The organism is Shewanella sp. UCD-FRSSP16_17 (genome assembly GCF_001675935.1).
In the GTDB taxonomy this organism is placed as follows: domain Bacteria; phylum Pseudomonadota; class Gammaproteobacteria; order Enterobacterales; family Shewanellaceae; genus Shewanella; species Shewanella japonica.
This window is the reverse complement of record NZ_LZFV01000001.1, coordinates 176,335-192,337: the sequence shown is the minus strand read 5'-3', so window position 1 is coordinate 192,337 and position 16,003 is coordinate 176,335. Positions and strand designations below refer to the sequence as shown.

General features: G+C 39.4%; 13 protein-coding genes. 2 read left to right on the top strand and 11 right to left on the bottom strand.

The features are described from left to right. Nucleotides 1–134: 134 nt before the first annotated feature. The 3 genes from A9267_RS00810 to A9267_RS00800 all read right to left on the bottom strand — a co-directional run bounded on the left by A9267_RS00810 (nt 135) and on the right by A9267_RS00800 (nt 2,745). Nucleotides 135–593, bottom strand: coding sequence for an EVE domain-containing protein (locus A9267_RS00810; protein ID WP_065107892.1), 459 nt, complete (start codon nt 591–593; stop codon nt 135–137). 56 nt (nt 594–649) lie between these two features. Then, nucleotides 650–1,561 (bottom strand): sulfurtransferase, encoded by a 912-nt coding sequence (locus A9267_RS00805; RefSeq protein WP_197495493.1) that lies wholly within the window; start codon nt 1,559–1,561, stop codon nt 650–652. Between the two features lie 269 nt (nt 1,562–1,830). Continuing rightward, a complete protein-coding gene (locus tag A9267_RS00800) occupies nt 1,831–2,745 on the bottom strand; it encodes a LysR family transcriptional regulator (RefSeq protein WP_065107891.1) in 915 nt (304 codons plus the stop codon). Between the two features lie 276 nt (nt 2,746–3,021). On the opposite strand from A9267_RS00800, the gene A9267_RS00795 reads away from it, so the two are divergent. Next, on the top strand, nt 3,022–4,182 hold the full coding sequence (locus tag A9267_RS00795) for a homogentisate 1,2-dioxygenase (protein ID WP_055023299.1): 1,161 nt from the start codon (nt 3,022–3,024) through the stop codon (nt 4,180–4,182). A gap of 75 nt (nt 4,183–4,257) precedes the next feature. Further along, the gene (gene hppD, locus A9267_RS00790; RefSeq protein ID WP_065107890.1) at nt 4,258–5,298 is read left to right on the top strand and encodes a 4-hydroxyphenylpyruvate dioxygenase; all 1,041 of its coding nucleotides are present in this window, start codon (nt 4,258–4,260) and stop codon (nt 5,296–5,298) included. A 202-nt stretch (nt 5,299–5,500) separates the two neighbouring features. Here the strand turns inward: hppD and A9267_RS00785 are convergent, their stop codons facing one another. From A9267_RS00785 to A9267_RS00750, 8 genes are all read right to left on the bottom strand, one after another. Next, complete coding sequence (locus tag A9267_RS00785; protein WP_065107889.1) at nt 5,501–6,199, bottom strand: RluA family pseudouridine synthase; 699 nt, start codon at nt 6,197–6,199, stop codon at nt 5,501–5,503. Between the two features lie 151 nt (nt 6,200–6,350). Continuing rightward, the gene (locus A9267_RS00780) at nt 6,351–9,260 is read right to left on the bottom strand and encodes an ExeM/NucH family extracellular endonuclease (protein ID WP_065107888.1); all 2,910 of its coding nucleotides are present in this window, start codon (nt 9,258–9,260) and stop codon (nt 6,351–6,353) included. A gap of 302 nt (nt 9,261–9,562) precedes the next feature. Then, nucleotides 9,563–10,450: a UTP--glucose-1-phosphate uridylyltransferase GalU gene (gene galU / locus A9267_RS00775; protein ID WP_055023303.1), complete on the bottom strand. Its 888-nt coding sequence runs from the start codon at nt 10,448–10,450 to the stop codon at nt 9,563–9,565. A gap of 20 nt (nt 10,451–10,470) precedes the next feature. Then, nucleotides 10,471–11,811 carry an O-antigen ligase family protein gene (locus A9267_RS00770; RefSeq protein ID WP_065107887.1) on the bottom strand — a complete coding sequence of 447 codons (1,341 nt, stop codon included), beginning with the start codon at nt 11,809–11,811 and terminating at the stop codon, nt 10,471–10,473. Between the two features lie 2 nt (nt 11,812–11,813). After that, nucleotides 11,814–12,443 (bottom strand): hypothetical protein, encoded by a 630-nt coding sequence (locus A9267_RS00765; RefSeq protein ID WP_156669075.1) that lies wholly within the window; start codon nt 12,441–12,443, stop codon nt 11,814–11,816. Nucleotides 12,444–12,532: 89 nt separating this feature from the next. Further along, nucleotides 12,533–13,264 (bottom strand): tyrosine-protein phosphatase, encoded by a 732-nt coding sequence (locus tag A9267_RS00760; protein WP_065107885.1) that lies wholly within the window; start codon nt 13,262–13,264, stop codon nt 12,533–12,535. Next, nucleotides 13,261–15,477 carry a GumC family protein gene (locus A9267_RS00755; protein WP_055023306.1) on the bottom strand — a complete coding sequence of 739 codons (2,217 nt, stop codon included), beginning with the start codon at nt 15,475–15,477 and terminating at the stop codon, nt 13,261–13,263. Before A9267_RS00755 ends, A9267_RS00760 begins: the two co-directional genes overlap by 4 nt. Next, nucleotides 15,477–15,998: a polysaccharide biosynthesis/export family protein gene (locus A9267_RS00750; RefSeq protein WP_065107884.1), complete on the bottom strand. Its 522-nt coding sequence runs from the start codon at nt 15,996–15,998 to the stop codon at nt 15,477–15,479. The genes A9267_RS00755 and A9267_RS00750 overlap by 1 nt, the downstream gene beginning before the upstream one ends. Nucleotides 15,999–16,003: the final 5 nt, after the last annotated feature.

The window sequence follows — 16,003 nt, the reverse complement described above, 5'->3', positions numbered from 1 at the left end:
TTCAGGAAAAGCTCTGAAATAAAAACTGCTGTTATAACAGCACTGTAATAAAAAGCGCTATAACGAAAACACCTTATATTTTTAGATATAAGGTGTTTTTCTTTATTAAATACAAACTTATTAAACTGGCGCACTTACGCCAAGTTAACAATGTACTTAAACTCAGCTTCAGTCACAGGTTGAACACTCAACCTTGCCCCTTTACTCACTAATACCATATCAGCAAGATGAGGATCAGCTTTAAGCGTTTTTAAGGTAATAATCTGCTTAAAGGTTTGCCGATAAGTTAAATCCACAGCAACCCAGCGCGGATTTTCAATATCTGATTTAGGATCATAATAACTTGACTCATTATCAAAAGCGCTCTGGTCGGGATAAGGCTCAGATGATACTGTCGCCAGGCCAACAATACCCGGCACTTTGCAACTGGAATGATAAAACAATACCGTATCGCCCACTTTTACCGCATCGCGTAAAAAGTTACGCGCTTGGTAATTACGGATCCCTTCCCAAGGTTCAGTTTGGTTTTCACATTGCTGTAAATCGTCAATACTGAACTCGTCTGGCTCAGACTTCATTAACCAATACGCCATTTTGCAATCCTATTGTTTAAACTACTTTTGATGAGTGTTGTAGTAAATTTCTTTTTTTAGAACTTTGATTTTGCAATCGGCAGAGATGCATCACTGCCCCACTCACTCCACGATCCATCATATAAGGCAGCATCATATAACCTTGTATCTGTACCACTTGATATAAGCGCTACCAAGCCAATACAAGCAGTAATCCCTGAGCCACAGCTAAATACAACCCGCTTACTATCTTCAGGTAATATGCTGGAAAATAAATGGCGCAATTCAGCAGGACGCTTGTATGTATTACCATTTAGCACATTGGCAAAAGGAAGATTTATTGAGTCAGGAATATGGCCGCTTCTCACCCCTTGTCTTGGTTCATCAACCAAGCCATTAAAACGCGCAGTAGCTCGAACATCAATCACACTAAATTGTTTATCAGTGAGGTTGAGTAACACTTCTTGCTTTGACACAAGCTGACGGGCATCAAAACAAGAGTCCATAAATGAGATCACATCACTGCCTACATTAACTGGGCCTTCTACGTTTTTCGTATCAATAGTTAGATATTCAGATGAAGTTGGATAGCCCTGTTTAATCCATTCAGGCAGACCGCCATCTAAAATAAACACATTACTCAAACCAAACGTGTTAAATATCCACCACGCACGTGGAGACGAATATATTCCCTGATTATCATATAAAACGAGGGTTAAATGTTCTGAAATACCCAGTTTATTGATAACCTTATTCACTTGGCTTTGGCTCGGAAATGAGTACACACCTGCACTATCGGTATCGACTAAATCTACGTTAATATCAAGAAAATGACTATTAGGTATCGTCACTAATTCATCATAAATAATTGGTTCTTTGCCAATCACCTTATCCATACTGACATCAATAATCATCACAGCGTCATCATTGCATTTTTCATACAAGCAGCTAACGGACATTAACGGGTAATTAATTGGTTTTCGATTCATGTATTTTCAACCATGCTTTAATTAGCTAATTGCTACTCATTGTTTTTGATACATTAACACAATGAAAAGGTGAGGTTTAAGCTGGCTTGCAAAAGATTTTTTAATTGGGATATGCAGTTGCTTCCCAATCAATATGCTTCACAAAAGATGGCAACAAAACGCCACGACTTCGGCCTTTCAGCTCCCTAACGTCATTGGATACAAAAACACGATAAAGACGTGCTATTCACAAGCTTTTATTGAGAGACTGTAGATACTTGAATGCTAAGTTAAACGACTGTCGATTGATGTTGTTTACTATCAAACAATGCGAACTCTTCTAAAATAAGATCGGTAAATAATTGCCCCGCTCGCCCTAACGGCCGCTCCAGTGTAGACACCAATTGTGGGGTAAATCGAAAGCGGTGACCACCAACAAAATCGACAATGGCTAATTGCTGAGTTTCAATTAACTCACTGATTAAAAACTCTGGCATCCAACCAAAACCTAAACCTTTTAATAAGGCGTTTTTCTTCATGATAAAGCCAGATAGGTAAAATACTTTATCACCGCCAAATTGCAGTTCGTCTCGCTGCTTTGTGGGTGATGAATCTTCAATGGTTAATTCAACATGTTGCTGCAGCTCTGACAAGCTCACATTACTTTTATTAGCTAGCGCATGTTGGGTTGAACACACCAATAAACTGGTGACAGTGGGCAATGTGGTGGCAGAAAAATACGGCGCTGCGATATAGTCTTTCACTAGCATTAAATCGGCTTTATCTTGCTCAAATCTATGTTGCACCCCACCTAAAAATTCCATATTAAGTTGCACTTTCGTCGGCACATTATTCTCTGACATGCGTTTTAGGGCAGTCATGATTGGCTCCATTGGTAATGCGCCATCAATCACGAGCTCAAGTTTCGGCTCCCAACCTTCGCTAAAGCGGCTGGCTAAATGCTCGATATTGGATAAATGCTGCAGCAAACGCTGGCCTTCGGCCAAAATCACGCGTCCTTCTGGTGTGAGCTCTGCACGATACTGATCTCGATTAAATAATTCGACGCCTAAATGCTGCTCGAGCTTTTTAACTTGATAGCTCACTGCAGATTGCGCCTTGTGTAGTTTTTCGGATGCTTTAGCAAAACTTCCTTCCTCAACAAGTACTTGCAGTACATTAAACGCTTCAACATCAATTTTCATCGTACGCCCCAAGCTCAGTTGCTGTTCAGTTGCCGTGACACTCTTGTAAACAAAATAATACCATCTAAAAATCTGATGGGGTTACACGCTTTATTATTCTTTTTTTTGTTCATACTAGCAACTAAATTGATAACTAGATCACAAAGTGGTTGATTTAATTGCGCTAGAAAACCCATGTTGCAGATGCGTAAAGCATGTATTTAGCACATACAAATAACAAAAAAGAATGCGCCAATGACGAAATCGATCGCTTATATTTGAATTTAAGGAGTCAGTATGCCGGTTTATGTTCAGCAAGGTCAGATACCTGCTAAACGCCATATCGCTTTTGAAAAAGAATCAGGCGAGCTTTACCGTGAGGAGCTTTTTTCAACTCATGGTTTTTCAAATATTTACTCCAATAAGTATCACCACAACATGCCAACTAAAGCCTTGGCTGTTGCGCCTTATGCATTAGATCACGGTGAAGCTTGGCAAGATTCGTTAATCCAAAACTACAAATTAGATTCGCGCCAAGCAGATTGTGACGGTAACTTCTTTAGTGCCCGTAACAAAATTTTTTATAACGCTGACGTGGCGATGTATACCGCTAAGGTAACCCAAGATACTCACGAGTTTTACCGCAATGCTTACGCGGACGAAATTGTATTTGTGCACAATGGAGAAGGCACACTCCTAAGTGAATACGGCGAGTTAGCCGTTAAACAATGGGACTATTTAGTCATTCCTCGTGGTACCACCTACCAGCTTAAATTTAATGATTTAACGAATGTCCGTTTGTTTGTCATTGAAGCTTACTCGATGGTGGAAGTACCGAAGCATTTTAGAAATGAATACGGCCAAATGCTTGAGTCTGCTCCTTATTGTGAGCGAGATATTCGCACGCCACTACTTAAAGATGCAATAGTTGAACAAGGCGAATTCCCATTAGTCAGTAAGTTTGGTGATAAATACCAAGTCACCACTTTAGAGTGGCACCCATTTGATTTAGTGGGCTGGGATGGCTGCGTCTACCCTTGGGCATTTAACATCACCGAATATGCACCTAAGGTTGGTAAAATTCATTTACCGCCGTCTGATCACATCGTTTTTACTGCTAATAACTTTGTCGTATGTAACTTTGTACCACGCCTGTATGACTTTCATCCGCAATCGATTCCTGCACCTTATTACCACAACAACATCGACAGCGACGAAGTGTTGTATTACGTCGACGGTGACTTTATGAGCCGCACAGGCATTGAAGCGGGTTATATGACTTTACATCAAAAAGGTGTCCCCCACGGACCGCAACCAGGTAAAACCGAAGCCTCAATAGGTAAAACTGAGACTTATGAGTACGCCGTTATGGTCGACACTTTTGCACCACTGAATTTAACCGCCCATGTAAAAAACTGCATGAGCGACGATTACAACCGTTCTTGGATTGAATCATAAACACTGATTCACCTTTACATAATCAAACGTCACCAAAGAGTGGCGCTAAAAGCAAAATAAATTAAGGAAAACACAATGGCGAGCGAAACAAACCCACTTGGTCTTTTAGGCATTGAATTTACAGAATTTGCCAGCCCTGACACTGATTTTATGCATCAAGTGTTTATTGACTTTGGTTTTTCTATGCTTAAAAAAGCAAAAGCGAACGATATTGTTTACTACAAGCAAAATGACATTAACTTTTTACTGAACAAGTCTAAGCAAGGCTTCTCGGCGGACTTTGCTAAGTCACATGGCCCTGCTATTTGTTCTATGGGTTGGCGCGTAGAAGATGCAGAATTTGCTTTTAACGAAGCTGTTGCACGTGGTGCAAAACCAGCTGACGATGCAGCTAAAGATATGGCTTACCCTGCTATTTACGGTATTGGCGACAGCTTAATTTACTTTATTGATGTGTTTGGTGAAGCGCAAAACATATACAAAAATGATTTTGAAGATTTAGCCGAGCCAATGATTGTTGAAGAAAAAGGCTTCATGGAAGTCGACCACTTAACCAACAATGTTTATAAAGGCACCATGGAAAAATGGGCAAACTTTTATAAAGACATTTTTGCTTTCACTGAAGTTCGTTACTTTGACATCAGCGGCGCACAAACGGCATTGGTGTCTTATGCTTTGCGTTCACCAGACGGTAGCTTCTGTATTCCAATCAACGAAGGTAAAGGCAACAACAATAACCAGATTGATGAATACTTAGGTGAGTACAATGGACCAGGTGTGCAGCATTTAGCATTCAGAAGCCGTGATATTGTTGGCTCACTTGATGCGATGGAAGGCACTGCGATTAAAACGCTAGATATTATTCCAGAGTATTACGACACGATTTTTGATAAGTTGCCACAAGTGACTGAAGATCGTGAACGCATTAAACATCACCAAATTTTAGTTGATGGCGATGATGAAGGTTATTTACTGCAAATCTTCACCAAAAACTTATTTGGCCCTATCTTCATTGAGATCATTCAACGTAAGAACAATCTAGGCTTTGGTGAAGGTAACTTTAAAGCTTTGTTTGAATCTATCGAGCGAGATCAAATGAAACGTGGTGTGCTTTAACCTATTTGTCATGCGAATTAAGGCTTAATCCTCTCCCCGAATTACGCCCTTAAGCGCATGTTAAGGCTAAAGCAAAAGCCCGCTGTTATTAACAGCGGGCTTTTTACATTAAAGGGGTCAGGAAATATTTATCAAAGATTAACTGATGTGCAAAGGAGATGACTAAAGTTTTCATCGACACAAGCGGCTGGCTTTTACCAAATTAAAACGGCACTTCACATTCAATATTCATCAATTGTTTGGTAACTGGATGGATAAAGCTTAAATAGCTAGCATGCAATAGTAACCTTGACGCAAGAGCATGTGACTCACTATTGCAATATAAGTCACACCCTAAAATGGGATGGCGTATATATTGGCTATGAATTCTTAATTGATGAGTACGCCCTGTTATTGGAGTGAACTTCACTTTTGTGATTGGTATTTGTTGAGTGCTGGCGCTATCTACTATTGTCAGCATAGTTCGCTCAAGTACTTCAAACTCTGATTTCGCTTGTTTGCCAGAATCAGGGCAAATCTTCATGTAAGGAAAGTTTTCAGTATCTTTCGCAATTGCGGCATTAATCTCTCCATATTGAGCGAGCGCACTCGATACGTGACCATGCAAGGTTGCATGGTATGTTTTATCAATGGTTTTATCTTGAAACTGTTTCGTCAGTAGTCCATTGATGGATTTATTTAATGCCACCAGCATAATGCCAGATGTACCAAAATCTAACCTATGCACTAAGGTTGCACTTGGAAAGTCTTGCACAAGCCGATAATGAACCGAGTCTTTATTCAATGGGTTCTTGCCAGATAAACTCAATAAACCACTGGGCTTATTGATTAGCAGTAAATGTTCGTCTTGATACAGAATTGAGATTTGCTCAGCGCAAGGTGGGGCAATAAATTCAGTCATGGTTACCTAAACCGTCAATCAAGGTTGCATAGTAATAAAAAGGTGGCCAATAGGCCACCTTTTGTACTTAACTTGCATTAAGCCAACCGTGAAATTACAACATTAAACCCACTCTTATTGAGAGTCAGCTAACTTAAATCGAATCAACTCACTAAAAAGCAGTTGATTGACTGTCAGTAGCACCTTGGTTATCAGTTACCGTTAGTTGCACACTATTCGCTGTTCCTGCACGCTTTAACACCAAGCGACGATTAACCATATAGCCATCATTAAATAGCCACTGCTGAGATGTGATATAGCCATCCTCGTCTGTACTAACTGAAATGAACAGATCAACGAACCAAAGGTCGATATGACGAATATTCGCAACTGGTGGAATATTCTCGATAAGATCTACCACCTCGACAACTTGGCTTTTGCTGCTAAGTAACCCTTGAGAATCTGTCACTGTCAACGTGATGGTATACGTGCCATTACTCCTGTACTCATAACCAGCCACATTACCTGAAGATGTCGCTCCATCCCCCCATGACCATTCATGCGTTAGTTGCTCATCATTATCGTCAGTTGATGTAGAAACAACATTGACAACACCACCTGCCAGAGCCCAAGTAAAATCAGCTATTGGCGCTTGATTGCTGGGTAAAAACTGTAACTCAACAATCATAGGATCATGATCCGAAGAGCGATATGCATCAGCTTGATAATAATCACTTAGTTGCGCTTGTGATTTGTTCTCTTCATTGTAATCAATCACAACAGGTTCATCGGCATTTATATGCCACTCTGACACATTTAGCACATGTTCAATTAATGCACTATTTGCTAATGCATGATCTAATTGCCCTGCTTTACCATTATATAGATACGAATAAGCGTTTGATTGGCCAGCGTGTTCAAACAACTCAATATAACCAGCTTGTTTCAATGCCGTAATAGGATCTTCTTTAGCGTAAGCATTTAAATCGCCTATCACTAATGCCTTTAACTCTTCACCATTGTCCGCAAACTCTTGTGCTAACCAAATAGCTAAACCTTGAGCGGCACGAGTACGAGTTACATTGCAATTGCCTTGACCGTCATTCATATCTGGATCGCCAATACTACTGCAGCTGCCCCCTTTAGATTTTAAATGATTCACTGCAACCACGAACGATTCGCCAGATGCATCATCAACAAATACTTGCGCTAACATTGGACGGTTTTTGCTACTATCAAAAAATACAGCGCCATTTTCATCTAACGGCGAATTAGCACTTGAAAGGATTTTCGCCTCACCAACAGGACTTACCTTATCCGCTTGATACAACAGCCCTACTGCAATTTGATCAGTACCAATAATAGAGTTAGTTGCGCTAATGAATTGATATTTTGCTTCCCCCACTGCAGCATTAAGCTCAGCAACTAAGGTAGAGATAGCTGAGTTTGCGCCAAAGCCATCATTTTCAATTTCCATTAAGCCAACAATATCTGCATCAATATTTAATAACGCACTGACAATTTTAGCTTGCTGACGCTCAAACTCACTGACGCTATCAGCGCCACGGCTGGTTGGAAATCCTTGGCCTGCGCCATCACCGTTAAAATAATTCAATACGTTATAACTGGCTATTGTGACATCAGCCGCCAAAGAGCGCACAGGCGATACTGTACGAGGGTTAGTCGACACGACATTGACCATTTCAGTCGGCATCACTCGGTATTCATTAAAACCAAAATGAAGTACACCCGTTAAGCTCGATACAGAATCACCTGCACGTAATGTATTTGTAGCGGATAATTGCGGTGCAGGATAAGGGACGACATCAGGGTTTGAAGCCGTTGTTCCATCGTCAACTATCACACGGTCATATTGGTAGCTAGCTTCTAGTGCAAGCGCATCAGCGCCTGGACTCATTATTTGTGTCCCAATAAAATGCCTGCTGCTACCTAATTGAGCTTCACCATATTTACCTAAATTACTAACTGAATTAACCACTAAGCTCTGCTCAAAACGCACTCGCATACCTTCGTACGGTTCCAGTCCCACACCTTCTAATGTGGGTAATGTCACCATTGCTGGCGTCGGTAAATTTTGTTGGGTTTGGCAAATTGTCCATGCTGAGACATCCGCGAGCTCAGTTAGGTTATTATACTCTTTCACTTCTGCCTGAAGGCGGACACGGGCACCTGCATTCACCGCAATCGATGCATTTTCGGTATAGACAAATATGCCTTCTGACGTCATCGGATCGGCATCAGATTCAGCATCTGCCATTTGTAAGTAAAAGCCATTTAAACCAGCTTGCATATCAGCCGTAACAATCGCCTCAACCACGACAGTCTCACCCAGTAGTGGGCTAATATCGGTTGCACCTTGAATCGCATGAATAGCTGTTGCTGTCTCGCCGCAAATTAGCTCCACGGGATCAACAGGGTCTGTTGGATCTGTTGGGTCAGTAACTGAGCCATTAAAGCTCCCTAAGTCTGAAAAGTCATTTTGAGCAAAACCGAACCAATTGGCTAACGTCACCTCGTCGTCTACAACAACATCAGCCACTACGCCATCATGATCACGTCTTAACGTATTGTCTTTAGTTGATAACTCACCTTCTCCCCATTGCGAACCGGGATCAACCCCAACTTGACCGAGCGAGTCGATAATCTCTGATTGATTAAGTAATACAATGGCATCATCGCCATTAAAAAAACTACTCGTTGACGTTTGCTGTGCCTTGTCTAGTATTTCGCCGCTAGCATCATTATCAGCAAGAACAAACGTCGCCCCAGCTTGCACTTGGCCGACTAAGTCGATACTAGTGCCACTGGTTGTATTTCCATTAAAGTAAAACTGTAACTGATAACCCGTTAAATCAATGTCGCTTTCTGTCGGGTTATAAAGCTCAATTGCTTTATTGTTACTGCTACCTTCAATATATTCAGAAATAATAAGATCATCTGCAAAGGATGCTGAAGTTATCGCCGCACAAGATAATAGCCCCAGCGATAATGCGACTTGGCTTGGCTTAATGTACTGCTTAATGTATTGCTTAACGTCATTTGGTTTAGCATTTAAAAACATGTCGAGACCCCTAGATTTTTTCTTTCGTTATGTATTCGCCTTTTTGCGTTTTGGTAAATCTAAAAACCAATCGACTATAATGAGCGTCGGTTGCAAAAATGTTAAATTCAGGTTTCAATTATCTGAATTAATTGAAAATAACACTTTCGACTTATAAAACTTGATAGGTAGTTTGCCAGTCTTATAAACCTGCTTTAGGTTAAATGCCAGACACAAAAAAACCGCTCATAGAGCGGCTTTTTAGCTTGATGTACGCCTAACAACTAAAATATAACACGACGTTTAAGCGCTAAAGTTTTCGGTTAAAATTCTGACAGCGTCTTTTTAATTTCTTTTAAGAAGTCTGCGCCAAGTTTTGGATCTCTTAAACCGTACTCAACAAACGCCTTCATATAGCCCAACTTATCACCACAATCATGAGATTTACCCGACATATTAAATGCTTCAACCGTGTCTGACTCAATCAACATATCAATAGCATCTGTTAATTGAATTTCATCGCCTGCACCTGGTGGTGTTTTAGCCAGTAAATCCCAAATTTTTTCAGAAAGTACGTAACGACCTACAACAGCTAAGTTAGATGGCGCTTCTTCTACTTTCGGTTTTTCAACCATTTTAACGATCGGAGATGACTGACCCGGTAAAATTGCTTCGCCATTACAATCAGCAATACCGTATTTGTTAACTTCTTTCTCATCAACTGGCGCTACCATAATCTGACTAGCCGTTGTTTCGTTATAGCGACTGATCATCGTAGACAAGTTTTCAGTTCGTTGATCAGCACTGTAACCATCAAGAATCACATCAGGAAGCACAACGGCAAATGGGTTTTCGCCAATACACGGTTTCGCACATAAAATCGCATGGCCTAGTCCCTTTGCCTCACCTTGACGAACATGCATAATCGTTACGTTTTTAGGGCAAATAGACTGAACTTCGTGTAATAATTGGCGCTTAACACGCTTCTCTAACGTAGATTCAAGCTCGTAAGATTTATCAAAGTGGTTCTCGATAGCGTTTTTACTCGCATGAGTCACTAAAACAATTTCAGTGACACCAGCGCTAACACATTCATCAACAATGTATTGAATCAATGGTTTATCGACAATAGGTAGCATTTCTTTTGGGATCGCTTTGGTAGCGGGCAACATACGTGTTCCAAGCCCTGCGACTGGTATTACAACTTTCATATCAATGTCCTTGTTAAAGATTAAGATTTTTGTCGATGAGATTTTTTGTCTGATGGCAGATAACGAACCTGCCAACACAACGTAATAATGGTGAGAAATAGCAATGTATTTGCAGGTGACTGTAAGTTAAAGTCGACCGAAATATGAATCAGCATAAACACGATGGCCATTGCACAACCAAAGGCGATTCCCTTATATAGTTTATTGTTTCTTAGATACATAGTTCGGCACGCTAACCACAGTGCATACAATACCCAAAGCCCTAAAAAACCCGTGATAATCACACCATACTCAATTGAGAACTGAATATATTCATTATGAGCATGGTCATAAAAACCACTGTAAAACTGGGGTTGATAAGCTGGAAAAACCGTATAAAAGCTCCCCCCACCTGTGCCTGTTAAAAGGTGTTCTTTAATGATAGGTAAACTGTCTATAACAACTTGGTCTCGAGTCTCAGAAGCAAAGCTTGTATCTTGAATTCGTTGTTTAACTTTATCGACACCAAACATCGAACCTATGATAATTAAATCAAGGATAAAGATACTCATCACCAAAGGTTTAAAGAACCTAGGCTGGCGTTTATAAATAAAAATCGCGATTAATGACGTCAAACCTAAGGCAGTAAAAAAACCTGCATTTCCCATTCTAGACCGGCTTAGCACTAAGCCTATCACCATGATGACTATGGATAAGCGCAATATTAACTTGCGGCTAAATAAAGTGGATAAGACAGAAACAACAAACTCTCTAACATCAAATTTAGCACTTGATGTTTTTAACTCAGACACTAACCAACCAAATGCAATACATAGGCACATACCAAGATAATTAGCGAAATGATTTTGATATACAAATGATCCTCTTGCTTGTGAGCCATCATTAAAACCAAATACCGGTGAAGCATCTAAGTTTACTAAGCTTAATCCTGTACCATAAGTGGCTTGAAAACATCCTGAAATAACAATAGCAATCAACAATAACTTGAGTGTTTTTGGGGTTTGAAAATACTCCGATAACAACACAATATAAATGACAAAACAGCACGTTTTTATCAGCTGTTGAATTGATTGATAACTGTCAACTGTTGATATGCTAGGTATCCAGCCCACAATTTGAAGGCATTGATAGGCAACAAAAATCCCAACAGGTAATAGCAGTTTTTTTTGCCACTTAAACGTCAGAAATAATCGATCATGCTTAACACAGTTAAGTAAGTGAATTAACCCTAATATGACAATAAATATTTCAAGTAAGGACAGTGCCCAAATACGATTACTACCTAGAGGAATGGGTGCCCAGATCACTAGAGCGCAAAGGCACCAAGTCATCAGCATCGAAAAGAAAGTGGTTTTCGCCATTATTAATGCACTTCTTTAATTAGGTTTTCAGAACAAAGCGCACGATTTAGCCAATCAATATTTTCTTCTGATAAAGGTTTTTGTTGATAACGAAAAAAAGAACAAAGAGTGTTCTGCCTGTTATATTTTGTTGATAAGTATTCTAATTTTTTGCGTAAACGCCAATTTGAATTAACCGCTAAAAGTGATAAATCAAAAATACGACTCTTTTGCGTTGCAGATAGATTTGGCCAATAAGCCAGTCCAATCGCCAAGGCCTGTTCAATATTTTCAGTAATATAAGGTCCGTATTCAAAACTTTGCTCACTGTATTGCCAAGCTTTTGGAAAATCATGCTGAATAAAGGCTAAGTTGTAGGCGTAATCAGCATAAGCATTTGGCCAGGTGGGACGGTTCTCTATTGCGCGCATGTATAAATGATTAAACAACTCATTATTGGCAACGGAGTAACCTTCAAACACTCCCCACTCCATCACTTTGGCAAATGTTAGCAAATAATGAGGGTTGGCAGGTTCAATATTAGCGGCAAACTCAGCAGCAAGATAAGCATTGGAATATTGTTCTTGATTAATGGGCTCATTTTGCCATTTATCAACATAAAACGATGACTTAAAATGATATGCACTCGCCAATATTTTTTGCCCTAAAAACGGCAATGAAACCAGCATTGATATAATTAAAATGCAATATATGCCATTTCTGATAGTTAGATTAAATTTCATCATGATTTTAAAAATAATGACTCAGAAATGGCTCTAGGATTATCAAGCACCAATGCATCAGCGCGATGTTGACCTACGAGTTTTTCAGCGACTTGATATGCCTGTTTTAATTTAGGCGGACGACGGTTTATCGAATGAGAGTCAGAAGCAATAATAGTATAAAGATTTTGTTCTAAAAATGACTGACTTAATTGCAGCGGCTTTTCTCCCATATCACCAAGAAGTGAAGATGCAGTTAATTGAAATAAACAACCCAACCTTTGAAACATTTGAATTCGTTCAGGGTGAGTTTGAAGTTCCCTATTTCTTTCAGGATGAGCAATCATAGGAATAATATTGCGAGCAACTAACCAGCGAACTAATTTATCAGCACCAGGCGGTATATGACTACTTGGAAGCTCTAACAATAACACGTCTTTATCTTGGTATTTTCCGAGAAAAGGAATTTGACTGTTTTCAATAAATGGGATTATTTCTGGGCAAATTCTCACTTCTGCAGCTGTATTAAGGGCAAGGTTTAACTGGCTAAATCGAGTGTCATTCACCAGCAATTCGTATGCGGCATTGATGGACGCCAACGTATTGTCGAAAATTCCCAAATGGATATGTGGCGTAGCAATAACATGGGTTATACCTTGCTCTGCTGCAAGCTGCAGCAGAGCAATCGATTTATCTATTGACTTAGCCCCATCATCAATACCAGGCAAAATGTGACAATGCAGATCTATCATGATGCTTTTTCGTTATCTTGTTTAATGGCATAGTCTTGGCCATATGCTTGATAATAACCATAATCACCGTTGTAATGCTTCGCTTCTTTAGTATTAAACTGATTAAGCACAACACCAACCACTTTTCCACGTGCTTGATTGATTTTCGCTAAGGTCATTTTAATAGCATCAATCCGTGTATTAGCAGATTTTACAACGACAACTACCGCATCACATTTCGAAGATATAACCAATGCATCACTGACTGCATGCACAGGTGGTGTATCGATGATGATTTTTGTATAAGACTTTTTCAGCTCAGCTAATAGATCAGCAAACGTTTCAGAAGATAAAAGTTCTTGTGGATTTAGCGGAATTGCACCAGCTGGCATGATGTCTACATTTGGCTTAATGTCGCTAATAATACAGTTTTCAACTGTGTCCGTTTTAGCCAGTAAATTAGCCAAACCCGGTTGATATGTTGGTAAACCAAATCGCACACCCAAACTTGATTTACGTAAATCCGCATCTATAAGCAGAACCTTCTCCATCGTCGAATAAGCAAACGCTAAATTCATTGAGACATTTGTCTTGCCTTCGTTGGGCACAGAAGAAGTGACTTCAATGGTATTTAAATCACTACCAATGCTCATCAAAGAAATAGAAGTTCTAATTGTACGTACAGCTTCTGAATGTAAGGGAAGGTTCTTGTCATAGAATGCAAAATTAATATCTTCGAAAGAGGCTTTTTTATTTGCTTTCGGAATGTAACCTAATGCACGTTGAGCCAATAGCTTTTCTACATCTTCATTACTCTTTACCGTGTCATTTAAGGCCTCAAGTAAAAGCACCACAACGCCACCAAAAACTAAACTTGCAAAGAAGGTTAATAAAACCAGCACTTTCTTCTTAGGTTTAACCGGTAATAACGGGACAACAGCTCTATCGGTAAACCTTGCAATCGGCGAGTCAAAATCCCCTGTCACTTCGGTTTCTTTTTGACGAGCAAGAAAGCTTTCAAACAATTGCTGATTTGTATCAATTTCACGGACCAAACGGCGATAGTCAGTGTCAATACTACTCAAATTTTGATAAGAGCCTTTTGAATCATTGAACTGTGCTTGTAGATCTTGTAGCTTTTGCGCGGCAGTTTTTGCTTCATCCTCAATGCCTTGAACAAGGCGTGTAATTTGTCGATGTAGGTTTTTCTCAACGGTAGCGAGTTCTGCATAAGCTGCAATCATTTTAGGGTGTTTAGGGCCGTAAACTTGTTCTAACTCAGACACTTTTCTTTCGACTAAAACGACTTCCCGTTTCACATTTTGAATTGATTGATGTGACGTCACTTCTGGCAAGCTTTCGAGCCTACTGATATCAGTTGCACCATATCGTTGTACCACAGACATGAAACTATCAGCTTGGGCTTTTCGTGACCGTGCTAACGTTATTTCGTCACGCAGGCTTTCGAGTTCTTTAGCATCTAGTGCTGTAACACCTTCAACGTCAATAAGTCCATTATTGATTTTAAACTCTTCAAGGCGATTTTCAGATTCATCGAGCTTAAGCCTCAACTCTTCTAAACGACCACCTAACCAGACGTTCGCTTTATGAGTCATGCCAGATTTAGCTTCGAGTTGACTTAATATATAGGTATCACCAATAGCATTCGAAACCAGTGCAGCAAGATTAGCATCAGGGCTTTCGTAACTGATTTTAACTAATTGCGTATTTCTGACAGGTGAAACTGAAATATTCTTTGAAAAGCCTTCTATCAAACGTTGTTTTACCGCGTTTTCATCGACATTAAACTCCCCAGCTTGTTCTTTGGGGACAAACTTTAAATTCGATTTTAGCTGAGAAAGTAAACTAGGCGGTTGATTAAAAGTGGGATGATTAATTAAATCTAAATCATTAAAAACTCTTTCTGCGATAGTGCGAGATTTTATTATTTCAAATTGGGTTAAATAATACTCTTGTTGACCAGAGTTTATACCATACACTTCATCAATTTTAATCGCTTTCGCTTGCTCTGATTCTATTAATAACGTTGAAGTCGCACTGAAAATCGGTGTCATACTTAATAGAAAAAACGAAACTAATACAGATACCAAAACTGAGAACGTCAGTATTCGCCATTTATATCGAAAAAGTGGCTTAAACATTTTCTTAAAATCAACAATCTGATCCATAGGTTGCTGAAGAAAAGAAGTTGCTTGATTATCGTTTTGAATCATTAAAAGAATCTCTGTTCAATTGTAATAGTATCGCCAGCATTTATTTTGCTGTTAATTGACCCTTTTTCTGAGTCGATTTTACTGTTTTCTCGAGATATGAATATTTTATCTCTCGATGCTCTTTCCGTTAATCCACCAGCTAACGCAATAGCTTGGTTAATTGTCATTCCAGGATTGTAAGGATAACCACCAGGTTTATTAACTTCACCATGAATATAAAATGGACGATACTCAATCATGCCAACATATACATTTGGTTTAACGAAATAGTCGCCTTTAAGGCCGTTGTAAACTAAGTGTTCAACTTCTTTAATCGTTAACCCTTTGACATTTAAAGAACCTAGAAAAGGGTAATTAATTTTACCGCTATTTGTTATTTGTGTTTCTAACGTTAATGCTTCTTCACCGTAAATTTGAATAATAATGGTATCGCCAGAACCTAAACGATAACTTTCATTGGCATAAGCATTTCCAGTTATGGCAAATAAAAAAATAACAAGTGAACAAATTATAGTTTTCAACGACC